This is a genomic window from Pedobacter sp. KLB.chiD, from assembly GCF_047040275.1.
Taxonomy (GTDB): Bacteria; Bacteroidota; Bacteroidia; order Sphingobacteriales; family Sphingobacteriaceae; genus Pedobacter.
This window is the reverse complement of record NZ_CP178207.1, coordinates 4857314-4883616: the sequence shown is the minus strand read 5'-3', so window position 1 is coordinate 4883616 and position 26303 is coordinate 4857314. Positions and strand designations below refer to the sequence as shown.

The following is a 26303-nucleotide window of genomic DNA, read 5'->3' as shown; positions in this document are numbered from 1 at the left end:
GGTATAACGCCCAACACCGTTCAGTTTACCTTTAAAAAAGCAAAAAACTGATAATGATAAAATTCGGCTATCTTTACAGAAAATAAAATCCATGGCGGTATTACATAGAAAAGAAGAAAAAATTCAGGCAGTGCTGGGTAGGTTGCCTAAAAAATATACAGACGAACAATTTGTAGAAATGTTTATCAGGCTTTATTCTAAAGATTGGGGCAAAATTAAATCAGCTTATATTAAACAATCTCAGGATAAAGAACCAGGAACCATCATCAATATGCCTAAACCAGAGGTATATTTAAAACAGATTCTGGCCAACTACCTGCAACAAAACGATACGCAAAAAACAGTAGCACCTAAAGAAGAAACTATTGCTGAAGCACCTGAAAATGAGGTAAAAAAAGTAAAAACCCCTTCTAAAAAGAAAGCCGAAACAACTGAACCGCTTAAAGCAGAAGTTAAAAAAGCTAAAGCGCCTGCAAAGAAAAAAACTGAAACAACAGGAGCAGAACCGATAACCGAAAAGAAAACAAAAACAGCAGCAAAAAAGCCTGCAACAAAAAAATAAAAAAATATTTTACTTCAAATATAATAAATCGCGTTTTTGGTTGTTTATATACATGAGAGCGTTAATTTAGATGACGGGGATAGGTCGGTATGATTTATCCCCGTTTTTTTTGCTTTTTAGCTGACTAAAAAATTTAAAAACAATTCTGGCAACGCGTCATTCCCAACTTGATCCGATTGCTATCGGATGGGAATCGTAATACTTTTAGCAGGTCTGTATGCTTCATTAAGATTGCCTCCTGTGCGGGAATGACGCACTTTCTCAAGTTAATCACAATTTTCCAAGGCCTTATACACTCCCTTTATCATGCATAAGTTTTACATCCAATTGTAAACTTTAATTATTTAATTGGCATATCGGGAAAAGTCGATATATATTTGTACCATGGATCAAGTAGAAATATTTAAAGCCCTTTCCAACAAAACCCGCTTACAGATTTTAACCTGGTTAAAAGCGCCTGAGTTACATTTTCCGGAACAGCCAAATGCCGATTTTGAAAATGTTGGTGTTTGTGTTGGGCAGATTCAGATTAAAAGTGGCTTATCACAAAGTACCATTTCCGAATACCTGTCTATTTTACAGCGTGCTGATTTAATCAGTTCTACCCGCCAGGGCCAATGGACTTATTACAAACGCAATAAAGAAGGCTTAAAAAAGTTAAGCGATATCATTAATACCGAAATATAATTTAGAAATATATGAATACAGATAGTTTATTCAGGCCATTTAGCCTCAAAACTTTAAATATCAAAAATAGAATCGTAATGGCACCTATGACGAGATCATTTTCTCCCGGCGGGGTGCCAACACCTGAGGTTGCTACTTATTATGCAAAAAGAGCAGCCGGCGAAGTAGGTTTAATTTTGTCAGAAGGAACAGTAATTAACCGCCCATCTTCTTCCGCAGACCCCAATATTCCACATTTTTATGGTGCCGAAGCTTTAGCAGGATGGCAACAGGTCATTCATGAAGTTCACCAGGCCGGCGGGCAAATGGGTCCTCAGATCTGGCACCAGGGGATTATGGAAAACCACGCATCAGGCTGGTTGCCAGGTGCACCTTTCGAAGGCCCTTCAAGTTTAAACAAACCAGGTTTTGAAAATGGTGTACCGATGACGGATGCTGCCATTGCCGATACCATTGCCGCTTTTGGTCAGGCAGCTGCTGATGCGAAGGCTCTAGGTTTTGATACCGTAGAAATACATGGAGCTCACCAGTATCTGATTGATCAGTTTTTTTGGGATGCGACCAATAACCGCAACGATATTTACGGCGGTAAAACCCTGGCCGAGCGTACCCGTTTTGCGGTTGAGGTAATTAAGGAAGTGCGTAAAAGGGTTGGTGAAGATTTTGCCTTGATTATCCGCTTATCACAGTTTAAACCTGCTGCCTATGATTTTAAATTAGCTAAAAACGAGCAGGAAATGGAACAATGGTTAACGCCACTTGCAGAAGCCGGCATAGATATTTTTCATTGCTCACAACGCCGTTTCTGGGAAGCTGAGTTTGAAGGTTCTGACCTAAATTTTGCCGGATGGGCGAAAAAAGTTACAGGTAAAGCCACTATTTCGGTGGGTTCAGTAGGTTTAGATGGTGATTTCTTTGGAGCCTTTGCAGGCCAAAGTTCACAGCCTAGCTCACTGGATGAACTGGTACGCAGAATGGACCGTGGCGATTTTGATTTAGTAGCTGTCGGCCGTCCGCTTTTGGCAGATCCGAACTGGGTAGAAAAGATTAAACACAACCGTTTAGCAGAACTGAAAGGCTTTAGCAAAGAAGCTTTAATGCAGTTGGTGTAAAAACCATGTTTTTCTCTTTGAGTTTAAAAGCATCCCGAATGGGATGCTTTTTTGTTAAATGAGGTTGCCGTCATCTCGACTGCAGCACAGTGAAACGGAGAGTTCTATTGGCGACCTCTGGTGTTATCAATAACGGAAAGAAATTATTTTATTCGATGGAAATACTGAAGACGTGAAACTTTTTCTATCATAGAAAGCAATACCTGTAGTGCTTCGGTTACTCCAGCCCCGCCCTTGGCTTAATCCGGCTCAAAAAGCCCGGAAAACGCTGCCGGTCGGGTTTATTTTACCTTGGATAGTTGCATTCCCGTAGCCATCTAAACCCGATCGTAGCGGGATGCCAATTCCTTCCGATTGGCAGAAGCGGGAGCGGGACTACAATAACCTAAAAGCTTCTGCAATTGCTTTCCAAAAAGACTTAATCCTTATTCTATGATGTCAGCTATTACCTAACCAATCTGCCTTATGATTTTTTTCTTTAAATTCACATCAAAAAATTGATCCTGCTATGTCGAACATTAAACTCATTATCGAAGAAAGGCCCGCAAATATTGGCAATTTCATGGTTGGCAGACTGCTGCCTTTCCGAGAGAAACGTATGGTTGGACCATTTTCATTTATTGATCATATGGGCCCAGCCGCAATGAGCGATCATGAGAACCTTGATGTTCCGCCCCATCCGCACATTGGCCTATCTACCTTAACGTTCTTGTTCGAGGGTGAGATTACGCATAAAGACAGTTTGGGATCTGATATTGTAATCAAACCCGGGCAGGTAAACTGGATGACCTCCGGCAGTGGCATTGTACATTCAGAAAGAACTCCCAAGTACCTCCGCCATACTGATAAGATGCTTCATGGCCTGCAGATCTGGGTGGCCTTACCGAAAGATCTGGAACAAATGGAGCCTGAGTTTTGTCATGTAGAAGGGGCAGATATTCCAAGCTGGACCCGGGATGGTGTCCATTTTAAATTGATTGCCGGAGCAGCTTTTGGATATCAGTCTCCGGTTCCGGTGTACAGTCCCTTATATTTCTTAGAGCTAAAAAGCACTAAGCGCCAGAAAGTAAACATTGGAGATTACCTGTTTGGCGAAAGTGCATTATATATTTTAGAGGGTGCCATTGAAAGTGAAGGGAATATTTTTGAACCGCGTTTGATTTTGATTGCCAATGACGCTAAACTGTGCGAATTCACCATGCATGAAAATACCACGGTTTATATTTTCGGGGGCGAACCTTTTCCTGAAGAACGTTTTATGTATTGGAACTTTGTTGCCTCTGACAGGGAATTAATTGAAAAAGCTAAAATCAAATGGCTGGAACAAGCTTTTAAACCTGTACCGGGAGAAACCGATTTTGTGCCCTTACCCAATCAAAATCCATACCTTAAGAAATAAATTTGATGGAAATACAACAGACTAACAGCGAAGGGAAAGGTCAGTTCGAAGCTTTGGATAATGGGATACAAGCAGGCCTTTTAGCATAGGTTTGGGCTGGTCCCGGCAAATTCATTATTGATCATACCGAAGTCTATACAGATTTTGCCGGCCGGTGCGTAGGAAAAAAACTAGTAATGGCAGCTGTAAATTATGCCAGAGAAAATAAAATAAAAATCCTCCCCCTTTGTCCATTTGCAAAAGTGTTTTTTGATAAAACACCCGAAATTCAAGACGTGCTATTTTAATTAAATTAGTTCCTTCCGCCAAGCAGATTCATATTTACCGAAATAGCCACGCCAGTTGAGGATAGACGGGTATTTCCATAACCGATATCCGTTAACGGGATTTTCATAAAAGGTTTAGCACTAATGCTTAAATTATGATTGATTTTGTGCTGAAACGCTACACCAACATTGGCTACACCTAAGTAATGCTGATTCTGATTCCTTACTTCGTAATTTTGCGGACCTTGATAAGTGCCATTGTAAGAAAAACTATATTTCTCTTTCAACATGATATAACTGGATAAACCAGCACTTACAGAAACAACATTACGCCGGTTATCAAATACTTCATAATTTAAATTGATCGGAATATCCAGTACGTCACAATTGGCGTGGATGTTTGATGGTTTTATACCAAATACATAATTAGTGTTGGGTTTGTATAAACTAAAATCCGAATCGTAAATTTTCTTTGCGTAAGACGCGCCGGTGGTAACACTCCATTTTTTTGTCAGGATAACCGTCGCTTCCAGACCAAAACCGCCACTTAAGCTACTTTGCCCTGATTTTTGTACGCTGGTTAAATCCGGTGCAACCAGAATACTTAAGATCAATCGGGGGTTTTTCTTAAAAATTATATCTTTTATTTTTACCGTATCTTTATGAGCAGGCTCAAAGACAAGCTTTTGTGCTTCAAATTCATTTGATTCCTTTTCAGTTTTTGTTTCCGGTTTATGAATTACATCAGCTAACTGGGAACTATGATCATTACCTGTTTCTATAATTTTTAGTGAATTTGCCTTTGTAAATTGTACCTCCGCTCCCTTTTGTACATTAGCGGCTTTGCCTGTATTACGATTGTCGGCCAGTATGCTTCCCTTTTCATTTCCTGCAGGACCATTTTCATCTGCTGGCTTTTTAATGAACTCTTCCTGATCATTTAAAGACTTATCAGTATGATTGTTTTTCTCCGTTCTGGTTTTAACCTGATTATTCTGGGACTGATCAGCTTTAGGCTTAACTAACAAATACACCACCAGAAACATTGCAGCTATCCCAGCCACAGCAGTTAACCATATTATTGGTACGACCCTCCTTTTTGGTGATGGATACAATCTTTCCTCCAAATTATCCCAATCTAAATCATTAAAAGGAAGATCGGGATTTTCTAATCCATCCTTAAATAATTTATCTATATCTTTTCCCTCTTTCATTGCATATTTGTGTTTAACCTTACCTGTAAAAGGTCTCTGTCTACTTCCGAACTCCTTACCTGGTAAGTTTTCGCCTCCGTAGATTTTAACATTTCCTGTAGTTTTTGCCTTGCCTTGAATAAATTAGATTTTGATGCGCCTACCGATATTCCCAGCATTTCGGCAATTTCTTCATGCGGATACCCGTCTATGGCAAAGAGGTTAAATACGGTACGGTAGCCCGGACTTAGTTTTTGCACCAGTGCTAATAAATCCTGATAAGCCAGTTGATCATATACAGAACCAACCTGCACCACATTTTCATGATCAATAATATCTGCATGATCTGCAAATTTTAGATTGGCTCGATAATAATCGATAGCAGTATTGGTGATAATACGCCCTAACCAGGGTAAAAAAGCTTTGGTAGGCTCATATTTGGCAATGTTCTTAAAAGCTTTAAAAAAGCCATCGTTCAAAATTCCCGCAGCATCCAAACGGTCGTTTGCATAACGCAAACAGATACCCATAGCAAAGCTATAGAAATGTTGATATAGCGCTTTCTGACTATCTCTTTCATTTCTAATGCAGCCCTGAATATACTTTTGTATAAGAATATCTTCTTTGTCGCGCTTAGCGGTCACAAACTCTCCTTTCTAAACACATTACGATGAGGAACAACGAAAGGTTGCTTCAAAAATCAATTTTAAAAATATTTTATATTATTCATTTTGGTTTAAAAATCTCCAACAGGGAAGCAACCATTTAAAACTTGTAGGCGTAATAGCGGCATATAAATTTTATTAAACTTAAAACAAAATCTTATGCTAATCTACTTAAAAAGAAATCTATTGGCTGTACTTTGTATAGCTGTAGTATTCACCGCCTGTAAAAAAAGTGGTTCAGACGACTCTACAAATCCACCTGTTAATAACAATAAAGGGATCCAGCTGGCAACGGATGCCAAATTCGGATCAGTATTAACAGATAAAGACGGTAAAACCTTATACTTTTTTGCCAATGATGCTGCAGGCGTGCCGACTTGTACAAATGGTTGCGAAACCAATTGGCCACTTTATTACAGTGCCGATGCCAGTACAGATTTAAGCCTGAACAAATCGGAAGTGGGTGAGGTTACCCGCACTGATGGACGTAAACAAAGTACTTACCGTGGTTATCCGCTTTATTATTTTGCGGGTGACGCCGCTAAAGGCGACATTAAGGGCGACGGAGTTGGTGGCATCTGGTTTGTGGCAAAACCTGATTATTCTTTGATGCTGGCCAATGCGCAATTGGTAGGTGCTGATACCAAAAGCTATACCAGTGCTTATGTAGAGGGAACTGGCCTTACTAAATACTTTACAGATGCCTTTGGCAGAACACTTTACGCTTTTGCCCCTGATAAAAACGGAGTAAACACCTATACAAAAGGTACAACACAGGAAGGAATTTGGCCGGTTTATACTTCTGAAATACTGAATGTTCCATCGGTGATTGCAAAAACTGATCTAAGTGTAATTACCGTAACCAGCGTGAATAAAAAACAACTTACCTACAAAGGATGGCCATTGTATTACTTTGTATCCGATACCAAAAGAGGCGATAATAAAGGGATTACTATCCCGGGAACAGCAGCCCCAGGCTCGGTTTGGCCTTATGTTTCAACCACAACCACAGTTGCTCCTGCTCAATAAAAATATTTGGGGTCAGGCAAATAGAATGGTCGGCTGTGTTTTTACAGCCGGCCTTTTTTATACCTCTAATAAGGCTTGTTTAATTTTTTCAGCTGCTTCAGCCAATTCTTCACTGCTTGGTTTTAACTTTTCTTTGCTGAAATTCATGTCGCTTACATTATTCATCGGAATTAAATGAATATGTGCATGCGGCACTTCCAATCCAATTACCGATACGCCAACTTTTTTGCATGGAAATGCAATTTTTACTCCTTTCGCTACGATTTTAGCAAACATCCACAAGCCAACATACAGGTCTTCTTCCATATCGAAGAGGTAATCCACTTCAATTTTCGGGATAACCAGCACATGGCCGGCCGTTAATGGCGAAACATCTAGAAATGCTAAATATTCTACAGTTTCAGCAACAACATGAGCAGGGATTTCTCCTGCGACGATTTTTGAAAAGATAGTCATTTGTGGTGTAGGGTTTAGGGTGTAAGCTTTAGTGTTCTTATGCGGAGTGTCTGACCTTCAGCCTTAAACCCTCCGCCTTCTACCTTATCTGGATATCTCTAAAACTTCAAACTGCATTTTGCCGGCAGGCACTTCGATTTCAGCAAGTTCTCCTACCGATTTTCCCAATAAGCCCTGTGCAATCGGCGATTTAACCGATATTTTTCCAGTTTTCAGATCGGCTTCACTTTCTGCTACCAATTGGTAGGTCATGGTTGCCCCATTTTTAACATTTTTTATTTTTACAATAGACAATGCCAATACTTTTGACAAGTCCAAACGCGACTCATCGATCAAACGTGCATTTGCCAATGTATTCTGTAATTTAGCTATTTTCGCTTCATGCAGCCCCTGCGCCTCTTTGGCCGCATCGTATTCTGCATTCTCCGATAAATCACCTTTATCCCTCGCTTCTGCAATTGCTTTAGATATAAGCTGACGACCGGTGGTGGTTAAATAATGAACTTCTTCCTTTAATTTATCTAACCCCTCTTGGGTGTAGTATGTTACCTCTGTCATTGCTCTATTAATTTAATTCAAACGCTATAAAAAACAAACAAGACTATATAGTTGGTTTGCTACATAGTCTTGCTTCAATTATAACGAAGATAAAATGTGGAAATTATAAAAGCAAATAAAAGATTAGATTTAACGTAATTTTAGATTTACACAGTCTTTTTTTACACCAACCTGCTTAAGTAATAAGAGAAATCAACCAGATAAGTAACATACAGGCATTCAAAATCCAATCATTAGTTTTAATTTAGCTTAAATTATTCTTAAAAAATGAAAAATTTATTTTCTACTGCCCTGCTCTTGTGTTTGAGTTTTTATACGGTTTTTGCACAGGAGCTTTACATGCCCCGGAATATTAAAGCGGCCTATGCGAAGGGTACGCGATCACTGAACGGGAAACCTGGCCCAAATTACTGGCAAAACCATGGCAAATACAATATGGATATCCAGGTAAATGCCGAAACCAAAGTGGTTAGCGGTAAAGAAGAAATTTTATACAGCAACAACAGTTCTGATACCTTAAAAAACCTGGCCATCCGTTTTGTAAACAACCTGCATAAAGCCACTTCGCCAAGAAGTGGCGCGGTAAGTGAAGATTTTTTGAGTACAGGCTTAAATATTACCGCTTTTTCGGTAGATGGTCAAAAATATAAGGTAGATAGCAAAAACTGGGGAACGGTTGCTAACGTTCCGTTAAAAAAACCTTTGTTACCAAAATCTAAAATCACCGTTAAAATGGAGTGGGATTATCCCTTGTCAAAAGAAAGCGGACGAGAAGGACAGATTGATCCAAATTCCTTTTTTGTGGCTTACAGTTACCCGCGCATATCGGTATATGATGATTATAACGGTTGGGACCGCATTCCACACACCGATAGAGCTGAATTTTATAATGATTTTAACGATTATGAATTCTCAATTAAGGCCCCAAAAAATTACGTGGTTTATGCCACAGGCGATTTCCTGAATCCGGATGAGGTATTGCAGCCGGAGATTTCTGCACGTTTAAAAAAATCGTACAACGGCAACGAAGTAATCCATATCGCTACCGAGCAGGAAATGAAGGATGGCAAAGTAACACAGCAAAAAGACTGGAATACCTGGAAGTTTGCCGTAAATCACATTACCGATGTCACTTTCGCTTTAAGTAACCACTATGTTTGGGATGGGGCCAGTGTAATTGTAGATAAAAAGACCAACCGCCGTGCTAGCGCGCAGGCTGCCTATAACCCAACTACAGGAACAGATTTTATCAATTCGGTTAAATACAATCTTAATGCTTTAGATTGGTTCTCGAACAATTGGCCTGGTATCCCCTATCCTTATGTAAAAACCATTGCTTTTCAGGGTTTTGCCGATATGGAATATCCGATGATGGTGAATGATTCGCAGTTTGGCGATCCGGTATTTGCACAGTTGGTTCAGGACCATGAGGTTGCCCACACCTATTTTCCTTTTTATATGGGTATCAATGAAACCCGTTATGCCTATATGGATGAAGGATGGGCTACCACATTCGAATATTTAATCGGCATTGCCGAACATGGCAAACAGGCTGCTGACGATTTTTACAGGAAATTTAGAGTGAACAACTATATCAACGATAAATCTGCAGAAGAAGACCAGCCTATCATTTCGATGTCTGATCAGGTTTCCGGCGCAGGTTATGGAAATAATTCTTATGGAAAAGCTTCATTATCTTATCTTGCGCTTAAAGATATGTTGGGAGATGAGCTATTTAAAAAAGCACTGCATACCTATATGAGTAACTGGAATGGCAAACACCCTATTCCATGGGATTATTTTAACTCCATGAATGCAGGTTCGGGGCAAGATTTAAACTGGTTTTTCCAGAATTGGTTCTTCACTAACAATTACCTCGATTTAGCCATTACTAAAGTAATGCCTGCAAAAGGAAAATCAATTGTAACCGTTAAAAATGTAGGCGGATTTGCTATTCCGTTTGATGTGGTTGTTACCTTTACCGATGGAAAAACGGAAACCTGGCACAAAAGTCCGGCAGTTTGGAAAGCCAATCAAAAAGAACTGAGTATCGCACTGAATACCGCTAAAAAGATAAAATCAGTTACTTTGGATAACGGAATTTTTATGGATGCCACGCCAAACGATAATATCTGGGCAGTGAAATAGTGGGCAGTTCTCAATTTTCAGTTGGCAGTTCCATAACTTCCAACTGAAAACTCTTAATTAATAACTGCAAACTAATAACTGGTAACTGGCTGATGTTTAACCGGAAAATTCAAAGAATTGGCAATAAAACACATTTTATTAGCTTCGCGGTGTAGCGATTCTGCCAGTCCGTAGTGGGCTTCATCCGCAATCAAAACCTGAGGATGCAGGGTTACTTCTCTAAAACGGCCGCTTCCATCAGCCAGTTCTTCCATTATACCTACCGCTTCATCTTTATAATCAATAACCACGATGCCATTTTCAGCGCATAAGTGTAAATACCAGAGCATGTGGCAGCTGGAAATGGATGACAATAAAAGATCTTCAGGGTTATATTTAGATTTGTCGCCCAAAAAAACAGAATCAGAAGAACCGGCAATATCGGCTTTCCCCGCAACAGAAATTACATAATCACGATCGTACGAACGGTAATCCATTGTACCTGATCCTTTGTTGCCCGTCCAGGTAACGGTGGTCGAATATAAATGATCTTTCGGCATAATAAAACTGGTTAGATTGTATAGCCAATTTAAGAAAATAAAATTAACTTTTTTAATGGGCATCAGGTTTCAAAAACCGGCTAAAATGTTAACCTTATCGCTAAGAAGTGCTAGATCGTTTATAAGGCATAATTAATTTGAAAAGCAGGACCCGGCAGCGCTTCGGGCTTTCCGTACTATCACCTGCCCGTTGCAGGCGGGGTTTATTAACAAGGGCTTCCGAAATCGGAGAGTGCCCTTTCCTTTAAATCTTCAAAAACATCCATAAAACTGCAAGAACTTACCAGCTAAAATTAAGCCCTTTTAACTTATCGGCCAAAACTTCCGAAATCTTACGGTACGAATCAAACGTCCAGCCACCAACATGTGGAGTTAAAATAACCTGATTGTTATGCTTTAATTCATCATACCAGGGCTGTTCGCCCAACGCCGGGAATTTTTCCGTTTGCAGCACATCCAGTCCGGCTCCTAAAATTTTCCCGTTTTTAATCGCATTTAGCACAGCAGGCGTATTTACGATTTCTCCTCTGGCGGTATTGATAAAAAAGATAGGCTTTTTGAAATGAAAAAAATATTCGTCATTTACCATTTGTTTGGTTTCTGCTGTTAAAGGAATATGTAAGCTTAGCACATCGCTGTATTTCACAATTTCTTCCATACTTACCTCACGTGCAAAAGCGTCCGAAAAACCGGTTTTATACTTATCATAAGCCATCACATCAACTTCAAAACCAGCTAGTTTTTTAGCAAAGCTTTGTCCCATAAAGCCGTAACCGATAATACCAACTTTTTTGCCTTTCAACTCGTAGCCCCGGTTTCCTTCCCGATCCCACACGCCATTTCTGATTTCGATATCAGCTCTGCGAAAATTGTTCATCAACGATAAAAGCAAACCTGTAGCATGCTCGCCGACAGCATCGCAGTTGCCTTCGGGTGCATTGATCAGTTCGATATTTCTTTCAAAAGCAATTTTATCATCAATATTATCCAAACCAGCCCCTGCCCTGGCAACAAACTTTAAATTGGTGGCAGCAGCAAAAATCTCCGCATCGATCCGAAATTTCGTACGAACGGCAATCCCGGTATAATCCTTTATTTTATCCATTGTTTGTTGACGGGTAATCTGCGGCTCATCATCCACCTCATAACCCATGGCAACGGCCTGCTCTTTAAAGGCAGGGTGCAGATCATCAACAATTAATATTTTTTTCATCTGTTTAATCTATGCTCAATTTGATGAACAAAAGTAACATTTTGAAGATTGTTCAATTGTAATATTCGTTTATAGTTTTTGCTAAACGGATAATTGTTAATTGCAGATTGTTAACTGTGAACTGCAGATTACCCACAAAAATATTACTATAAAATGGCTGTAATAAAATAGTTACGGCCCGTTTATTAAACTTAGTTGCCGTTAATTTGTCTCCCTTTATAAAAACACACGAAATTTTATTTTTAATGAGACTTTTACAATTCAAAACTATACAAATTACCCTTTTATTTTTAAGCTTATCATTTAATCTTTTCGCCCAAACAAGCGGAAAGGCAAAAATTACCGGAGTACTGAAAGATGCCAAAACACAGGAAACCATTCCGTTTGCTACCGCGGTTTTAATTGATAAAGCTACGGCCAAAAACGCAAAAATAGCCCAAACAGATGTAAACGGAGCTTTTGTAATGGCCGATATACCGGCCGGAACCTTTACTTTTAAAATTAGTTTTGTAGGTTACCAAACCATGGTAAGGGACAATGTGACCATTACCGCGACAACTGGCACTTTAAACTTTGGCGAGATCAAAATGAATCCTGCCAAGGGAAATGTACTGAGTGAAATTACCGTAACCGGACAAAAACCGGGCATGCAAATGGGGATCGATAAAAAGATTTTCGCTGTAGATCAGAGCGTAATCAGCGAGGGTGGTTCTGCGAGCGATTTATTGCAGAATGTGCCTTCTGTTTCTACCGATATGGATGGAAATGTAAGTTTGCGTGGCTCCTCAGGTGTCAGAGTATTAATTGATGGGAAGCCATCTCTTATTGCCGGGGGCAATGTAGCGCAAATCCTGCAATCCATCCCGGCCAGTTCGATCGAAAGTGTTGAGGTAATCACCAATCCATCAGCAAAATACGATGCCGAAGGCCAATCAGGTATTATTAATATTGTGCTTAAAAAAAATACAAAATTGGGCTTTAACGGTTCTGTTGCCTTAACTGCAGGTAACCGCGATAATTATAATGCCAATACCAACTTAAGTTTCCAGAACAGCAAGGTAAATATATATGGAAACTATGGTTACCGCTACGGAAATCGTATTGGAGGTGGTTTTCAGGACATTACCTATAAATCAGATTCATTAAATACCAGGTTTGCCAGTCAAAATACAACATCCGGATCATTGGATAAAGGACATAATGCCAAAGCGGGTATAGATTATTATATAGCACCTAAAAGTGTAATCAGCTTATCTGGTGGCTTTAACTCAAGAGATAACGAGCGTAACGAACAGCTCGACATCAGACAATTAGATAAAAACCGTTTACCCGTTCTGCTCAGTAATAGAACAAATAGTACCGATGGTTTTGGATCAAGTTATGACGCAAACTTAGATTATGTACAGAAGTTTAAAAAGCCGAAAGAAGAACTAACCTTTAATTTTGGCTATTCTTACGGCACCAATAATAACGATCAGTATTACAGTACCAATACCACCAACCGTAATGGTGTGCCCATTGATGAAACCCTGAGTTTGCAGCGCGTATTCAATACCGGTAACAACACCAATTACAATATCCAAACAGACTATGCATTGCCTGTGGGTAAAGCGGGAAAAATTGAAATGGGTTATCGCAGTCAGATCCGCTTAGGTGAAAATGATCAGTATGCCGATTCGATCCTAACCAATAGCAGCATTTACATTAGAAACAACAAATTGATCAATGGTTTTGACAGCAAAGATCAGGTGCATGCCCTGTATTTCAATTACCAGAACCAGATTAAAGATTTTGGCTACCAGATCGGTTTAAGAGGCGAAGATGCACGTTTAGATACACATCTGGAAGGCTATACCAACAATACATTAACCACTGCCGAAGGAAATATCCATTACAAAAGGATATACCCGAGCATATTTTTAACACAGAAACTAAAAGGCGATAATCAGCTTCAACTGAGTTATACCCGTCGTGTAAACCGTCCGCGTCCCTGGGATACCAATCCATTTTTAGATGTTTCTGATCCATTAAATTACAGGGGTGGTAACCCGAATTTATTACCGGAGGATGTACATTCTTTTGAACTCGGATATAGTAAGTACTGGAAAAAAGTAACCTTAACTTCGAGCTTGTATTTCCGTCAAACCAATGACGTGATTCAGCGCGTAAGAAGCACACCGGTTAACGGAATTATTACCTCAACGCCTCAAAACTTATCAAATCAGATCAACAGTGGTTTAGAATTAATCGGCCGTTTTGACCTCATTAAAGCGTTAAATTTCACTACAAACGTAAACCTTTACCAGGCAAAGTTTGCTGGCGATACAAGATTTGACATTCCGTCAAGCAGTGGCTTCAGCTGGAACGCTAACCTGACCGGAAATTTAACGGTAGTTAAAAATTTGTCGTTACAGGTACGCGGAGATTACAGGGCACCAGAAGTGATGGCACAGGGCAAACGTAATGCCATGTATGGAATTGACGGCGGGGCCAAATACGATTTCCCAAACAAAAAAGCATCCCTGAGCTTCAATGTCAGAGACATATTTAATACCAGAAGATGGAGCATGACCACTGAAGATCGGGCAACAATTGTTGATTTCGAACGCCAGTTTCAAGGCACAATGGGAAATTTAACTTTTTCTTACCGCTTCGGAAAAACCACATTTACCGGCACGAATAAGAAGAAAAAAGAAGAGCAGGACAACCGTCCGGACGAGGGTTCATTTTAATGGTCAAAGAAAGGCTGTATCGCAGGTAAAATTTTCATCCTTAGCTTATTGCAGGATTTTGTTATGAATGCCTTAAGGACGTTTCTACAGGCTCAAATTGACAAATTGGACGTGACTTACAAATTATGATACAGCCATTTTTTTTGATATTGGAGAAACCAGCAATGATAAAATAAGATGATTGTTTATCTTGCGGCCATGGAAGAGATCAACCCCTGGAAAACGTTTGAAAGCGAGGTAAAATACGACAACAACTGGATCCGTTTAACGGAACATCAGGTCATTAATCCGTCTGGTGGCCAGGGAATTTATGGCACTGTTCATTTTAAGAACCTGGCCATAGGCATACTTCCTTTAGATGAAAATTACAATACCTGGCTGGTTGGTCAATACCGATATCCAATAAATGCCTACAGCTGGGAAATTCCAGAAGGCGGGGGACCATTCCATGAAGCGCCCTTAGAAAGTGCAAGACGGGAATTATTGGAAGAAACAGGAATGAGTGCCAGAAACTGGAAGGAGATCCAAAGAATGCACCTCTCCAACTCGGTAAGTGATGAACTAAGTATTATCTATATCGCTACCGATCTCATTCAAGGTATTGCCATGCCTGAAGAAACCGAACAACTCCTTGTAAAAAAATTGCCTTTCAATGAGGCCTATCAAATGGTTTTAGATGGAAAAATCACTGATTCGATGAGCGTAGCCGCAATTTTAAAGGCAAAGCTCATGATGCTGAATGGGGAATTGTAACGGAGACAGTTAACCAGAATAATTTATTATTATCTTTGCCATCCAATAAATCAACCAGATGAGTAAGCTTTTCGGATATATTTTAAGCCCTGTATTTTATTTTTTATTTGGATTAACCCTTTGTATCTTCCACCCTATACAATGGCTTTGTTATAAGCTTTTTGGTTATAAAGCACATAAGGTTTCGGTAGATATCCTTAATTTTTTCCTAACCTATTGCCAGCTTTTTCTTTTCAATTCAATCAGTTTTAAAAACGAATACGATCTGCCAACTAACAGACCCATTATTTTTGCAGCAAACCACCAAAGTATGTACGATATCCCTTCGTTAATCTGGTTTTTAAGAAAACACAGCGCAAAATTTATCTCTAAAATTGAACTAACAAAAGGCATTCCCTCTATATCCATCAACCTGCGTTTGGGAGGCGGGGCAAACATCAACCGGAAAGACAATAAGCAGGCCATTTCAGAAATCATCAAACTTGGCCGTAGAATGAAGGAAAATAATTGGAGTACGGTTATTTTCCCTGAAGGTACGCGTGCCAAAGACGGACAACTGAAAACATTTCAGTTTGGCGGTATCGCTACCCTTTTAAAAATAGTACCCAATGCCTTGATTGTTCCGGTGGCCATAGAAAATTCTTGGAAAATTGTTCGCTTTGGCATGTTTCCCTTAACCACAGGAAATGCTTTAAAATGGACAGTTTTAAAGCCGATAGAACCAGGAGTAAAACCACCGAATGAAATTACACTGGAAATAGAAAACGAAATCAGAAAAGTTTTAAGTCAACCAATGGCACAGCCTGCTGTTTTGTAGGTCGAATGGGTAAAAAATGTCGGGATTCTTTAATTGATGCCAGACACCGAACTAATATCGCCTAAACGTGCTAAATATTCTTATTTCCAATTACCCTGAAAAATTCGTCGCGGTAGGTATCGCCTACCGGAATCGTTTTTTGGTTAATGGTAATGCGGCTACGCTCAATGCTTTCAATCTTATCAACCGCAACAATATAAGATTTATGCACCCGGATAAACTGACTTTGAGGTAAGGCTTCTTCCATCTTTTTCATGCTCTGCAAGGTGATTACACGCTCATCCCTGGTAAAAATAGAAATGTAGTCCTTTAACCCCTCGATGTATAAAATATCATGCAAGTAGATTTTCTGGATCTTATGTTCCGTTTTCACGAAAATATAATCCTGAACCGGGTTTGGTGAGCCCGAAAAGGGCGCAGGTGTAACAATGGGTTGTGCTGCACTCGCAGGAACTTCAACTGGTTTCACCTGATTATGAACCTTTTCTACTGCTTTATAAAAACGATCAAACGCAATAGGTTTCAACAGATAATCAGAAACATTGAGGTCGTAACTTTCTAAAGCATATTGTGGATAAGCAGTAGTTAATATATAATGACATTTATTGCCTGCAATTTTTAAAAACTGAATACCAGTTAACTCCGGCATCTGAATATCCAAAAATACCAGATCAATCCCGCCACCCTGAACAATCTGCAAAGCTTCAATTGGATTTTCGCACCTTTTAACCAAGGTTAAAAAAGGCACTTTAGAAATATAATCCTGTAAAATATCAAGCGCTAAAGGCTCATCGTCAACAACAATACAGTTTAAGTTCATTTTAGGTTATTTTTTTAATTAGATGATATCCGGTTTATGCTTGGTTATTGCAGATTATATATCAATCATCAGTTCACAGGTATAATGAGTAGCCGAATTTACAACATTTAATTTATATCTATCAGGATAAACCAATTGTAACCGTCGTTCTACATTGGTTAAACCAACGCCTCCCTGTGCATCCTTATTCTGTTGGTTCTTTTTATTCACTACACTAAAATGCAAAATCTTCTGATTGGCAATGATATTGATTTTTACAGGTTCTAACGGATCGGTTACCACACCATGTTTAAATGCATTTTCCACAAAAGAAATCAGCATCAAAGGAACAATTTTCTGATTATCGATCTCGCCGTTTAAATTAAGTTCGATATAAGCACCATCTTTAAACCGTATTTTTTGCAGTTCGATATAACTGGTTAAATAATCCACTTCTTTGCTCAGCGCTACGGTTGGTGTATTACTTTCGTAAATCATGTAGCGCATAATTTCAGAAAGCTTCATAATGGCATCAGCTGTTTTATCTGACTTTTGATAGGCCAATGAATAAATATTATTTAACGAATTGAAAAGAAAGTGCGGGTTTAACTGCGATTTTAAAAACTGAAGTTCCATCTCCCGGCGCTCACTCTCCAGGTTACGCTGAATCCTTTCGCTTGCAAACCAGTCGATAGTAAATTTGATGATACAGCTACTGATCATGAAAAAGCCGGACAGGAAAGTAACCATAATAACAAAACTATGAACCGGTATATCAATCCGCTTTCCTTTGGCACTTGTTGCAGTTAATACATCATCCGGATACAATACAGCTATGGCCGTTTTAGCTACTACTGATACCGCGATTAATAATAAAAATACCAATACATATATGAAATATTTTTTCCTCTTTTTAATGAGTTCAGGAATCAGAAAAATATAATTAATGTAGAAAATTGAAATATTGATTATCCCATATACAATATAACTTATAAAATAATCTTTAACGGTATGTACGGAATTGTCGAAAATACCCACTCCTACAATCATCATCACGATAATTGTCCAAAAAATAGCATGTAATATAAATGGCCCCCTACTTTGTTTCATTATAGATATATTAAATTGTAATGAATGCCGATATAGGTTTAGTTAATGCATATCATTCAAGCCACAAAATAAATAAAGTTTTATCGATTTACTTACACAATCTACCAACTGGCATTTTTTTTCTACCAACGGCCCAACAGGCGAATTTTATCGACAAACGCCAAAAATGTCTGTTGATCTAGAATCTTGAACAATTGGTATAATAGATTTTATCAGCTTATTTTTCTTGAGTTTCTTTGAATCATCAAAACAAAAACGAAATGAAAACAGCATCAGCAATACACTTCAGAAATCAACCGGTAATTACTGATGGTCTTTTCACAATCTCTCAAATAAAACTATCGATCATGAAAAAGTTAGCAAACACATCACCATTTTTACTTTTGTTATTACCAGTATTTATGATGATTATTTTAACGCTTACCGTTAATACCAATCAGAATGGTACAGACATCGTTGTAAAGCCTACTAAAACATCTGGTGCTATCGTGAAACAGGCAACTGCTATTTTCAGATAGAATTAAGATCGTTAAGCTAATCGAAACTAAAGGCCTAAATTACAACTTGGCAACCAAGTTATCGGATAAGAGTTACCCTTCAAGGCAGCACATTCCATTCTTTAGTTCAGAATACACAGGAAACAAGAACTATAAAGATTTTGCGTCATCCGCTTTCACCGAAGAGGACGAAGAATTTCAATTGATGATTCTGCCTTTTTTATATCAAAAGAGCATCTATTAATCAGATAAAAAACATCCATTAAAATAAAAGCCTGCTGACCTGACTTTAGTATCAAATAGCAGGCTTTTTTGTTTAGACTGAGAGGTTGTATATATTTTTTAGACTCTTATAGAGACAATATCCTTTCTTTGAACGCCCAGACAATTAATTGATAAGAATTTTTTAGGTCAAGCTTTCTTACCATATTTCTTCGGTGCGTATTAACCGTGTGCTCGCTGATAAAAAGCATTGAGCCTATTTCTTTACTGTTGTAACCCATTGATAACAGGTGTACAATTTCAACTTCCCTTTCACTGATCGAAGCGTTATTTTCCTGCAACAGGATGTTGTTTATCATTTTTTGAGAGAGTTAGGAGATCTATTAATATCAGTGTTCAATCTACACCAGCCTATATTAAAATTTAAATCTTTATTCATTTAAGAATAGACTTAGTTTGTTTTTAACGGTAGATTAACAATCTGTTATGTTATACCAAAAATAGTTGCGCCGGCAATACAACGATGGTGTAAAACGCCCTAAATAATAGGGTGTTTTTACGGTATTTTATTTGTAAATATTTCTTGACAGATCAGTAATTATTATCGATTTTAGGCTTTTACAAACAAACAATTTAAATTTTATGAGTAAAAAATTAAATATGGAACCTATCGATCCGAAGGTTGCAGAGGCTATGGTTGTTGCTTATGCAAAAGATGGAATAACTTCTTCAGAATCTTACACCAAGGCAGTATGGTTTCCGGCTGAACAGATTTTGGACATTGCAAAATCAATGAGCGAGGGCAAATATGACGGATTAAGAATTTATTTTGCACAATATTTAGAAGGAGCAATTGATGGTGTCCCTGAATCATACGAAGGTAAAAACACTTTATTATTGGTACCAACTATACCGGGAATGGGTAATAGCAACGGTGAGCCTGACCACGATGATGATTTGGGCAATATTGGAAACCGGGGACAAGGTTGTCCTGACCAGTGCAATGGCGCAGATTTATAACAATGAGATATCTATCCCCCATATTTATAGCAGAAGTTATTTGCTTTATAGCCGCACTTGCTATCATATGGAAAGATAAAAATGCTTTCGGAAAAGTAGTTACCTGCTATTTAGCTATTGCACTGGTTACAGAGGAGGCTGCAGCTTATTTAGCCATAAGAGGAATACACAATTTATGGCTATTTAACATTTACATCATTTTTGAAATTAGTACAATACTATACGGCCTTTACCACTGTATTAAAAGATATACTAACCCTAAATCCATATTTATTATAGGTTTGGGCATTATAGTCCTAACCTATATTTTCTTTGTAATCAATCGACCATTTACCGATTTAAATACCATTACAATTAGTGTGATGTCTGTCATTTTCACACTTTATTGCCTGTACTATTACTACTTGCTGTTAAAAGATGAGAACTTTATCGAAATCAAAGTACACCCCGAATTTTGGTGGGTTACCGGCGTTTTGTTTTATTACTTCGGAAGTACCATGTCGAACCTTTTTGATGGATTATTTACCGTTAAAATTATAGGTTTTGCTACCTTGAGATATTGTATTTATGTTGTACTAAACCTTATTTTATATAGCTGTTGGCTATATTCTTTTATATGCACAATGAAACAACAAAAATTGCACTCTTAGTCGCCGTTGCAACACTTATATTCCTGCTCGTGCCGGTGTTTCTGATTTTATACATCAGATCCTACAATCGCCATAAAAAGAATCATTTTTTGGAAAAGCAGAACATGCAGCAGAAATTTGAGTCGGAAATGCTTCAGACCCGTGTGGAAGTACAGGACCAGACGATGCAAAGTATCGCTACCGAATTACATGATAATGTTGGCCAGCTGCTCAGCCTGACCACCCTCACCTTAAACTCCATAAATTTAAATGATGAAGACAGGGCCAAAAAGAAAATAGACAATTCATTAGCGCTTATTAACAAATCCATTAAAGAGTTGAGGGAGTTGGCCAAGCTTTTACACGGCGAACAGCTGGTAGAAAATGGCATTGGCCATGCTATAGATCAGGAAATTAACTGGCTTAACAAGGCGGGGACATATGAGCTAAAAGTGAATAACCTATTGGTAGATCTGCAGATTACATCCCCTGATAAAGATTTGATCATTCTTCGTTTGCTACAGGAAATTGTCAATAACATCATTAAACATGCTCAGGCAAAACATATACAGATCGACACCTACCTTGATAAAAATGTTTTACATTTAAAGGTAGCTGAGAATGGTATAGGATTTGACCCGGATGATATGAAGACAAAAAAATCGGGGATGGGCCTAAATTCCATTTATAAAAGAATGGAGATGATCAATGGAAAATTAGTATTAAATTCGGCACCAGGCAAAGGCACCTCCATTTCAATTGAAATCCCTTATCCTTAATTATGCAGCAACCAAGTATTTCTATTGCAATTGTTGATGACCATACCCTCTTCCGCTCTGGATTAGCCAGTTTATTAGAAGAATTTGACGAAATAGAAGTGATGTTCGAAGCCATGAACGGAATCGATCTTCAAACTAAAATCAATCAGCAACCCGGAGTTCAGCTTATTTTAATGGACATTAACATGCCTGTAATGGATGGCTTTGCCACTACCAAATGGATCAAAGCAAACTACCCGGATGTTCATATACTTGCACTTAGCATGCTGGAGGATGAAAAAGCAATAATTGGGATGCTTAAAGCAGGTGCGGGAGGCTACATGCTCAAAGAATCTACACCCGCCGATTTATTGACTGCCATTAAAGTGATTGTAAGCAAGGGGTTTTATGTAAATGAACTCGTATCGGGCAGGCTTTTAGTAGCTTTAAAGGAGGGCAACGTTAAACCTACATTTTCTGATAGAGAGCTTACATTTCTTCAATATTGCAGTACCGAACTTACCTATAAAGAGATTGCCGATCTGATGAATGTTAGCCCCAGAACGGTCGACAACTATAGGGAATCTCTTTTTGCAAAGCTAAATATTAAATCGCGTACCGGATTAGTGGTGTATGGCATCAAAAACAATTTGATCAACATCTAACTTAAATACCAATCAATAGACTGGTTATCAGATAAATACACGCATATGGAGCGGGCATTTTTCTTTAAAGAAAAACTACAAAAAGGTGTAAGAACGCTGTCTTATTTATTTCCATATAATTATTAAATAAAGTTTGGGCAACTAACAAATTAGTTTTAATTTAGTTAAGGCAAATCAATTTGCCGTCATCCTTATTATTATTAACTATTATGGAAATTAAAGATTTAACTAAAGCAGAAGAGCAGATTATGCAGGTTTTATGGCAATTGGAAAAAGCATTTGTTAAAGAAGTGATTCACGAACTGCCCCTCCCCAAACCTGCCTACAACACGGTATCAACCATTATTAGAATTTTGGAAACCAAAGGTTTTATTGGTCACGAAGCCTTCGGAAAGGCTCATCAGTATTATCCTTTAATCAGCAAAGAAGAATATAAACGCCATGCAACAGAAAAACTCTTGGGCAATTACTTCGAAAACTCTGTAGAGAGTATGTTCTCTTTTTTCGTTAAAGAAGAAAAACTGGATTTAAGTGATGTTGATGAAATTTTAAAAATGATTAATCAGATTAAACATAAGCCAAAATGAGTTTCGCCCACTACTTATTACAGGTAAACTTATACCTGATTGTTTTTTTTGGCTTTTACAAATTACTGTTAGATAAGGAAACTTATTTTACCTTAAATCGCATTTATTTAGTATCAGCGGGTGTTTTATCTTTATGCACACCATTTATCCGTTTAGAATGGTTAACGGAGCAGCGGGCGGCGCAACAGGTTTATACGTCGGTTAATTGGGAAGCCGTTTTGGCACAAGCAACAATTGTAGCGGAACGTAGCAACGGGTTTAACTGGGGCAATGCATTTGTGTATATCTACTGTACAGGAATTTTGTTCTTTTTTGGTAGGTTCGTATTTAACTTATTAGCCGTAAAAAAACTCATCACAATAGGTAAAGCCGGCTCCGCTTTCTCTTTTTTTGGGACAAAAGTAATTGATCAGGAATTACCTCAAATGGATGTGATTGATATTCATGAAGAAGCACACATCAAACAATGGCATACCATCGATATTTTATTTTTCGAAATTATCGGGATTATTACCTGGTTAAACCCCGTGATTTATCTTTATAAGAAAGCCATTAAAAATATCCACGAGTATTTGGCTGATGAACTGGCCGCAGCGTTTCAAGGCGATAAGGCTGAATATGCGATGTTGTTACTCAGTAAGTCGTTTGGTATTTCACCAAATACCTTAACTAACGGCTTTTTAGAAAAATCGCTGATCAAAAAAAGAATTTTCATGCTCCATAAAGAGCGCTCCAAAAAGATCGCTATCCTGAAGTATGGAATTTTTATTCCACTATTTGCCCTTCTCATTGTACTTTCTTCGGCTACCGTGCGTAAAAATGAGCAATTGTTGTCCATTACCGATCAAATACCGATGGATAAGCCAATCGAAATGGTTGAAAACATGGTTACCTCGCAAGAGAAGACGGTTATGGCACCAAAAACTTCGGTCGAAGGCAAAACAGATCTGAATTGGAAAGGATTTTATCAATTTCTGGCACGGAACATCAAATATCCAAAAGCAGCCAACAGCGATCAAATTCAGGGTAATGCCCAGGTAAGGTTTAATGTGAAAGAAGGTAAGGTTAACCGTATAATATCAAGTGTAAAATTAGGTGCTGGCTGCGATGAAGAGTTGATGAGGGTAATTTTATTATACAAAGGTTTTAAAACTGTTGCTGATGGGAAATACGCCTTGACAGTAAGTTTTAGCATTCCCGAGTCTTCAGAAGAATTTAAGAATACACTGCTGTCAAAACCTGATGGGTATATAGCGCTGAACAAAATTAACATCTTATCTTATCTTCCTGCAGATAAAGAAACCAACAATTTAAAATCTGAAAATAAAGGAGACATATATGATTTTGTTTCTATTGAAAAACAACCGGAATTTCCCGGCGGAATAGCCAAATTTTATAAATATGTGGGTAGCAATATCAAGTATCCAAAGCTGGCTCAGGATAACAATGTTCAGGGTAAGGTTTTCCTTAGCTTTGTAGTGGAAAAAGATGGTGCCCTTTCTGATATTCAGATTACACGCGGTTTAGGAAGCGGTACGGACGAAGAAGCCATTAGGGTTCTGAAAGAATCACCAAAATGGAACCCGGGCATCAGAAATGGCTTAGCCGTAAGGGTAAAATATCACATCAACATCAATTTCACGCTCAATGATCCGGCAAAAGAAACACTAAAAAGCGGCATTCCCGGCGACCGATCGGAGTTAAAACAGGGTATCAATACTGATCTTTTAATTATTTTAGATGGTGTTAAATTAGCAGACAACAGTTTGCTGAATAAGATCAATCCAAACAACATCGAATCAGTAGATGTCTTAAAAGATCAAACTGCAATGGATCTATATGGACCAAAAGCAAAAGCCGGTGTAATTTTAGTAACCAGTAAAGGTGCAAGTAGCAATATTTTCAAGCCACTTAACACAAACGAGCTTACCACAGATAAAAACACTAATTCTTTCGAACTTCAAAAAAAATTTTAACCTAAACTAATTCAATATGGAAAAAGTAATCTTATTTAGCCTACTGATGAGCTTTAGTTTAGCCGGTTTTACGCAAAACATCGATCTCAAAAAAAATCCGTCATTTCAATTTAAACCTTCCAGGTCCGACAGTGCCCTGATCATCATTGATGGTCAGAAACAATATGTAAGAGGAACTTCGGCACTGATCAACCTCCCGGTTGATGATATAAAATCATTCAACATTCTTAATGATAGCGCCGCTATTAATCAATATGGAACAGAAGGTATAGCTGGAGTAATTGAAGTGCAGACTAAAAGTGGAAAAGTTAGTTTTCTTCCGGAAAGAATATCTGACGGCCTGAAATCTGAAACAGTGATCAGTCCGAGCGGCCGATATAGGAATATGCCTGATAGCGCCAGGGTCATCATTAAAAATCTTCTTCACAAAGACACTGACCCTAAAGCAAAACCACTTTACATTGTAGATGGGAAAGAAGTTGATAATCTTCAGTTAAAGGGAGACTCTATTGAATCAATTGATGTGCTAAAAGATGCGGGCGCACAAAAATTATACGGCGATAAAGGTAAAAATGGAGTAATAATTATTACCACTAAAAAAGCAGCATCAAAGAAAAATTAATTTGAATACATTAAAAAGTTAATTTCTTGAAACACGAAACCCCAGCAAAATTGCCGGGGTTTTGTGTTTTCTCTCCTGTCTCGGAAGATTAAATTTAAAAAAAAATTTAATATAAATGCAAACATCACAGAATAAAATTTCAAAATACGTAAAATATTAATATGCAAACATAAGATTATTACAACTTTCGCAAACTTTTATTTTGATGCTAATATGTTATATAAACTTTCACTTTTGAGATCTAAAGTTTCATATGTTTTCATAATAGTCTCCAACTGTGTAAACAAGCACTTACTTTTAAACATCAGCCTCCTTACAAGCCATCAGAATTATACCTTTATATTTAAGAAAAAATTAACGCAACGGCAGCGTTATAATACTCAAAGCAATTTCAGCAAAACTAAAAAGCCCCCACAATGTGGAGGCTTAATGCCTGGTCATTGAACCAGTAACACAGTAATCGTTTAAACAGTTTCTTCTGAAATAAATTTTGCAGATGCAAAATCACGGTTCATACGTGCAATGTTTTCTAGAGAAATCCCTTTAGGACATTCGGCCTCACAGGCACCAGTATTGGTACAGTTACCAAAACCTTCGGCATCCATTTGCGCAACCATGCTTTGCACCCTGCGGTAACGCTCTGGTTGGCCTTGTGGCAATAGCGCTAACTGAGAGATTTTAGCTGATACAAATAACATGGCAGAAGCATTTTTACAGGTTGCCACACAGGCACCACAACCGATACAGGCAGCCGCTTCAAAAGCCGCATCAGCCTGCATTTTAGGGATTGGTAAATTGTTGGCATCTTGCGCATTACCGGTATTTACCGAAATAAAACCACCGGCAGCAATAACCCTGTCAAACGCAGAACGATCTACAGTTAAATCTTTTACCACCGGAAAAGCAGCCGCTCTCCATGGCTCAACAACTATGGTATCGCCATCTTTAAATGAGCGCATGTGCAACTGGCAGGTGGTAACCAAATCTTTTGGTCCGTGCGGACGGCCATTGATAAACATTGAACACATTCCGCAAATCCCTTCACGGCAATCGTGGTCGAATACTACCGGCTCTTCACCTTTATTGATTAATTGTTCGTTTAATACATCGAACATCTCTAGGAAAGACATATCCGGTGAAATATCGGCCAATTTATAATCTACCAAAGCACCTTTGGTATTGTTATTTTTTTGACGCCAAACTTTTAGCGTTAAGTTCATATTTCCTGTACTCATGATATTGAGATTTAGGCGGGGAACATAGGGCAAAGAGCCTGAATGCTCTATGCT

General features: G+C 38.3%; 27 protein-coding genes and 1 pseudogene. 18 read left to right on the top strand and 10 right to left on the bottom strand.

Translation table 11 applies throughout. The features are described from left to right. Positions 1 to 91 precede the first annotated feature (91 nt). From ACK1I8_RS20230 to ACK1I8_RS20210, 5 genes and pseudogenes are all read left to right on the top strand, one after another. Positions 92 to 562 carry a hypothetical protein gene (locus ACK1I8_RS20230; RefSeq protein ID WP_412467073.1) on the top strand — a complete coding sequence of 157 codons (471 nt, stop codon included), beginning with the start codon at positions 92 to 94 and terminating at the stop codon, positions 560 to 562. Positions 563 to 946: 384 nt separating this feature from the next. Then, on the top strand, positions 947 to 1249 hold the full coding sequence (locus ACK1I8_RS20225; RefSeq protein ID WP_412467072.1) for an ArsR/SmtB family transcription factor: 303 nt from the start codon (positions 947 to 949) through the stop codon (positions 1247 to 1249). 11 nt (positions 1250 to 1260) lie between these two features. Next, entirely contained in the window at positions 1261 to 2361 is a 1101-nt protein-coding gene (locus ACK1I8_RS20220; RefSeq protein ID WP_412467071.1) for an NADH:flavin oxidoreductase, read from the top strand. Between the two features lie 508 nt (positions 2362 to 2869). Beyond that, positions 2870 to 3760 carry a pirin family protein gene (locus ACK1I8_RS20215; protein WP_412467070.1) on the top strand — a complete coding sequence of 297 codons (891 nt, stop codon included), beginning with the start codon at positions 2870 to 2872 and terminating at the stop codon, positions 3758 to 3760. A 110-nt stretch (positions 3761 to 3870) separates the two neighbouring features. Then, positions 3871 to 4047 (top strand): annotated as a pseudogene (locus tag ACK1I8_RS20210) (GNAT family N-acetyltransferase); the annotation flags it as partial. Between the two features lie 5 nt (positions 4048 to 4052). Here ACK1I8_RS20210 and ACK1I8_RS20205 read toward each other — a convergent pair. Both ACK1I8_RS20205 and ACK1I8_RS20200 read right to left on the bottom strand, forming a co-directional pair. Then, positions 4053 to 5240: a hypothetical protein gene (locus tag ACK1I8_RS20205; protein WP_412467069.1), complete on the bottom strand. Its 1188-nt coding sequence runs from the start codon at positions 5238 to 5240 to the stop codon at positions 4053 to 4055. Next, entirely contained in the window at positions 5237 to 5863 is a 627-nt protein-coding gene (locus ACK1I8_RS20200) for an RNA polymerase sigma factor (protein WP_412467068.1), read from the bottom strand. Before ACK1I8_RS20200 ends, ACK1I8_RS20205 begins: the two co-directional genes overlap by 4 nt. 180 nt (positions 5864 to 6043) lie before the next feature. Here ACK1I8_RS20200 and ACK1I8_RS20195 point away from each other — a divergent pair, with 180 nt between their 5' ends. Beyond that, on the top strand, positions 6044 to 6913 hold the full coding sequence (locus ACK1I8_RS20195) for a hypothetical protein (protein ID WP_412467067.1): 870 nt from the start codon (positions 6044 to 6046) through the stop codon (positions 6911 to 6913). 57 nt (positions 6914 to 6970) lie between these two features. On the opposite strand, the gene ACK1I8_RS20190 is transcribed toward ACK1I8_RS20195, so the two are convergent. Both ACK1I8_RS20190 and greA read right to left on the bottom strand, forming a co-directional pair. Beyond that, positions 6971 to 7369 (bottom strand): HIT family protein, encoded by a 399-nt coding sequence (locus ACK1I8_RS20190; RefSeq protein WP_412467066.1) that lies wholly within the window; start codon positions 7367 to 7369, stop codon positions 6971 to 6973. A gap of 84 nt (positions 7370 to 7453) precedes the next feature. Then, the gene (gene greA / locus ACK1I8_RS20185) at positions 7454 to 7927 is read right to left on the bottom strand and encodes a transcription elongation factor GreA (RefSeq protein WP_090984552.1); all 474 of its coding nucleotides are present in this window, start codon (positions 7925 to 7927) and stop codon (positions 7454 to 7456) included. Between the two features lie 267 nt (positions 7928 to 8194). Between greA and ACK1I8_RS20180 the strand changes: the two genes are divergently transcribed. After that, positions 8195 to 10075: a M1 family metallopeptidase gene (locus ACK1I8_RS20180; RefSeq protein WP_412467065.1), complete on the top strand. Its 1881-nt coding sequence runs from the start codon at positions 8195 to 8197 to the stop codon at positions 10073 to 10075. Positions 10076 to 10146: 71 nt separating this feature from the next. Here the strand turns inward: ACK1I8_RS20180 and ACK1I8_RS20175 are convergent, their stop codons facing one another. Next, the gene (locus tag ACK1I8_RS20175; RefSeq protein WP_412467064.1) at positions 10147 to 10614 is read right to left on the bottom strand and encodes an OsmC family protein; all 468 of its coding nucleotides are present in this window, start codon (positions 10612 to 10614) and stop codon (positions 10147 to 10149) included. 280 nt (positions 10615 to 10894) lie between these two features. Continuing rightward, positions 10895 to 11827 carry a 2-hydroxyacid dehydrogenase gene (locus ACK1I8_RS20170; protein WP_412467063.1) on the bottom strand — a complete coding sequence of 311 codons (933 nt, stop codon included), beginning with the start codon at positions 11825 to 11827 and terminating at the stop codon, positions 10895 to 10897. A gap of 245 nt (positions 11828 to 12072) precedes the next feature. On the opposite strand from ACK1I8_RS20170, the gene ACK1I8_RS20165 reads away from it, so the two are divergent. The 3 genes from ACK1I8_RS20165 (at position 12073) to ACK1I8_RS20155 (ending at position 16129) form a co-directional block, all read left to right on the top strand. Next, positions 12073 to 14559, top strand: coding sequence for a TonB-dependent receptor domain-containing protein (locus tag ACK1I8_RS20165; protein WP_412467062.1), 2487 nt, complete (start codon positions 12073 to 12075; stop codon positions 14557 to 14559). 198 nt (positions 14560 to 14757) lie between these two features. Continuing rightward, a complete protein-coding gene (locus ACK1I8_RS20160; RefSeq protein WP_412469395.1) occupies positions 14758 to 15312 on the top strand; it encodes an NUDIX domain-containing protein in 555 nt (184 codons plus the stop codon). 58 nt (positions 15313 to 15370) lie between these two features. After that, on the top strand, positions 15371 to 16129 hold the full coding sequence (locus ACK1I8_RS20155; protein WP_412467061.1) for a lysophospholipid acyltransferase family protein: 759 nt from the start codon (positions 15371 to 15373) through the stop codon (positions 16127 to 16129). Positions 16130 to 16199: 70 nt separating this feature from the next. Here ACK1I8_RS20155 and ACK1I8_RS20150 read toward each other — a convergent pair whose 3' ends face one another. Then, complete coding sequence (locus tag ACK1I8_RS20150) at positions 16200 to 16949, bottom strand: LytR/AlgR family response regulator transcription factor (protein ID WP_412467060.1); 750 nt, start codon at positions 16947 to 16949, stop codon at positions 16200 to 16202. A 54-nt stretch (positions 16950 to 17003) separates the two neighbouring features. Continuing rightward, the gene (locus tag ACK1I8_RS20145; RefSeq protein WP_412467059.1) at positions 17004 to 18038 is read right to left on the bottom strand and encodes a sensor histidine kinase; all 1035 of its coding nucleotides are present in this window, start codon (positions 18036 to 18038) and stop codon (positions 17004 to 17006) included. Positions 18039 to 18385: 347 nt separating this feature from the next. Here ACK1I8_RS20145 and ACK1I8_RS20140 point away from each other — a divergent pair, with 347 nt between their 5' ends. Next, positions 18386 to 18556 carry a hypothetical protein gene (locus ACK1I8_RS20140; protein WP_412467058.1) on the top strand — a complete coding sequence of 57 codons (171 nt, stop codon included), beginning with the start codon at positions 18386 to 18388 and terminating at the stop codon, positions 18554 to 18556. Positions 18557 to 18885: 329 nt separating this feature from the next. Here the strand turns inward: ACK1I8_RS20140 and ACK1I8_RS20135 are convergent, their stop codons facing one another. Further along, a complete protein-coding gene (locus ACK1I8_RS20135; protein WP_412467057.1) occupies positions 18886 to 19116 on the bottom strand; it encodes a response regulator transcription factor in 231 nt (76 codons plus the stop codon). A gap of 283 nt (positions 19117 to 19399) precedes the next feature. On the opposite strand from ACK1I8_RS20135, the gene ACK1I8_RS20130 reads away from it, so the two are divergent. From ACK1I8_RS20130 to ACK1I8_RS20100, 7 genes are all read left to right on the top strand, one after another. Continuing rightward, positions 19400 to 19777 carry a hypothetical protein gene (locus ACK1I8_RS20130; protein WP_412467056.1) on the top strand — a complete coding sequence of 126 codons (378 nt, stop codon included), beginning with the start codon at positions 19400 to 19402 and terminating at the stop codon, positions 19775 to 19777. A gap of 2 nt (positions 19778 to 19779) precedes the next feature. Next, entirely contained in the window at positions 19780 to 20427 is a 648-nt protein-coding gene (locus tag ACK1I8_RS20125) for a hypothetical protein (RefSeq protein WP_412467055.1), read from the top strand. An 89-nt stretch (positions 20428 to 20516) separates the two neighbouring features. Then, the gene (locus tag ACK1I8_RS20120; protein ID WP_412467054.1) at positions 20517 to 21185 is read left to right on the top strand and encodes a sensor histidine kinase; all 669 of its coding nucleotides are present in this window, start codon (positions 20517 to 20519) and stop codon (positions 21183 to 21185) included. 2 nt (positions 21186 to 21187) lie between these two features. Continuing rightward, the gene (locus ACK1I8_RS20115) at positions 21188 to 21829 is read left to right on the top strand and encodes a response regulator (RefSeq protein WP_412467053.1); all 642 of its coding nucleotides are present in this window, start codon (positions 21188 to 21190) and stop codon (positions 21827 to 21829) included. 209 nt (positions 21830 to 22038) lie between these two features. Next, complete coding sequence (locus tag ACK1I8_RS20110; RefSeq protein WP_293785553.1) at positions 22039 to 22416, top strand: BlaI/MecI/CopY family transcriptional regulator; 378 nt, start codon at positions 22039 to 22041, stop codon at positions 22414 to 22416. Then, entirely contained in the window at positions 22413 to 24392 is a 1980-nt protein-coding gene (locus tag ACK1I8_RS20105) for a TonB family protein (protein WP_412467052.1), read from the top strand. The genes ACK1I8_RS20110 and ACK1I8_RS20105 overlap by 4 nt, the downstream gene beginning before the upstream one ends. Positions 24393 to 24408: 16 nt before the next feature. Then, positions 24409 to 25014, top strand: a complete 606-nt coding sequence (locus ACK1I8_RS20100) for a hypothetical protein (protein ID WP_412467051.1) — start codon at positions 24409 to 24411, stop codon at positions 25012 to 25014. Positions 25015 to 25478: 464 nt separating this feature from the next. Here ACK1I8_RS20100 and ACK1I8_RS20095 read toward each other — a convergent pair whose 3' ends face one another. Continuing rightward, complete coding sequence (locus tag ACK1I8_RS20095) at positions 25479 to 26249, bottom strand: succinate dehydrogenase/fumarate reductase iron-sulfur subunit (RefSeq protein WP_293785546.1); 771 nt, start codon at positions 26247 to 26249, stop codon at positions 25479 to 25481. Between the last annotated feature and the right edge of the window lie 54 nt (positions 26250 to 26303).

Bases quoted from the DNA above. Each gene is read 5' to 3' on its own strand.
- ACK1I8_RS20190 (WP_412467066.1), bottom strand. From the start codon at position 7,369: ATGACTATCTTTTCAAAAATCGTCGCAGGAGAAATCCCTGCTCATGTT.
- ACK1I8_RS20160 (WP_412469395.1), top strand. From the start codon at position 14,758: ATGGAAGAGATCAACCCCTGGAAAACGTTTGAAAGCGAGGTAAAATAC.
- ACK1I8_RS20180 (WP_412467065.1), top strand. From the start codon at position 8,195: ATGAAAAATTTATTTTCTACTGCCCTGCTCTTGTGTTTGAGTTTTTAT.
- ACK1I8_RS20205 (WP_412467069.1), bottom strand. From the start codon at position 5,240: ATGAAAGAGGGAAAAGATATAGATAAATTATTTAAGGATGGATTAGAA.
- ACK1I8_RS20175 (WP_412467064.1), bottom strand. From the start codon at position 10,614: ATGCCGAAAGATCATTTATATTCGACCACCGTTACCTGGACGGGCAAC.
- ACK1I8_RS20220 (WP_412467071.1), top strand. From the start codon at position 1,261: ATGAATACAGATAGTTTATTCAGGCCATTTAGCCTCAAAACTTTAAAT.
- greA (WP_090984552.1), bottom strand. From the start codon at position 7,927: ATGACAGAGGTAACATACTACACCCAAGAGGGGTTAGATAAATTAAAG.
- ACK1I8_RS20140 (WP_412467058.1), top strand. From the start codon at position 18,386: ATGAAAAAGTTAGCAAACACATCACCATTTTTACTTTTGTTATTACCA.
- ACK1I8_RS20105 (WP_412467052.1), top strand. From the start codon at position 22,413: ATGAGTTTCGCCCACTACTTATTACAGGTAAACTTATACCTGATTGTT.
- ACK1I8_RS20095 (WP_293785546.1), bottom strand. From the start codon at position 26,249: ATGAGTACAGGAAATATGAACTTAACGCTAAAAGTTTGGCGTCAAAAA.
- ACK1I8_RS20230 (WP_412467073.1), top strand. From the start codon at position 92: ATGGCGGTATTACATAGAAAAGAAGAAAAAATTCAGGCAGTGCTGGGT.
- ACK1I8_RS20170 (WP_412467063.1), bottom strand. From the start codon at position 11,827: ATGAAAAAAATATTAATTGTTGATGATCTGCACCCTGCCTTTAAAGAG.
- ACK1I8_RS20125 (WP_412467055.1), top strand. From the start codon at position 19,780: ATGAGATATCTATCCCCCATATTTATAGCAGAAGTTATTTGCTTTATA.
- ACK1I8_RS20115 (WP_412467053.1), top strand. From the start codon at position 21,188: ATGCAGCAACCAAGTATTTCTATTGCAATTGTTGATGACCATACCCTC.
- ACK1I8_RS20145 (WP_412467059.1), bottom strand. From the start codon at position 18,038: ATGAAACAAAGTAGGGGGCCATTTATATTACATGCTATTTTTTGGACA.
- ACK1I8_RS20130 (WP_412467056.1), top strand. From the start codon at position 19,400: ATGAGTAAAAAATTAAATATGGAACCTATCGATCCGAAGGTTGCAGAG.
- ACK1I8_RS20110 (WP_293785553.1), top strand. From the start codon at position 22,039: ATGGAAATTAAAGATTTAACTAAAGCAGAAGAGCAGATTATGCAGGTT.
- ACK1I8_RS20150 (WP_412467060.1), bottom strand. From the start codon at position 16,949: ATGAACTTAAACTGTATTGTTGTTGACGATGAGCCTTTAGCGCTTGAT.
- ACK1I8_RS20100 (WP_412467051.1), top strand. From the start codon at position 24,409: ATGGAAAAAGTAATCTTATTTAGCCTACTGATGAGCTTTAGTTTAGCC.
- ACK1I8_RS20165 (WP_412467062.1), top strand. From the start codon at position 12,073: ATGAGACTTTTACAATTCAAAACTATACAAATTACCCTTTTATTTTTA.
- ACK1I8_RS20155 (WP_412467061.1), top strand. From the start codon at position 15,371: ATGAGTAAGCTTTTCGGATATATTTTAAGCCCTGTATTTTATTTTTTA.
- ACK1I8_RS20215 (WP_412467070.1), top strand. From the start codon at position 2,870: ATGTCGAACATTAAACTCATTATCGAAGAAAGGCCCGCAAATATTGGC.
- ACK1I8_RS20195 (WP_412467067.1), top strand. From the start codon at position 6,044: ATGCTAATCTACTTAAAAAGAAATCTATTGGCTGTACTTTGTATAGCT.
- ACK1I8_RS20135 (WP_412467057.1), bottom strand. From the start codon at position 19,116: ATGATAAACAACATCCTGTTGCAGGAAAATAACGCTTCGATCAGTGAA.
- ACK1I8_RS20225 (WP_412467072.1), top strand. From the start codon at position 947: ATGGATCAAGTAGAAATATTTAAAGCCCTTTCCAACAAAACCCGCTTA.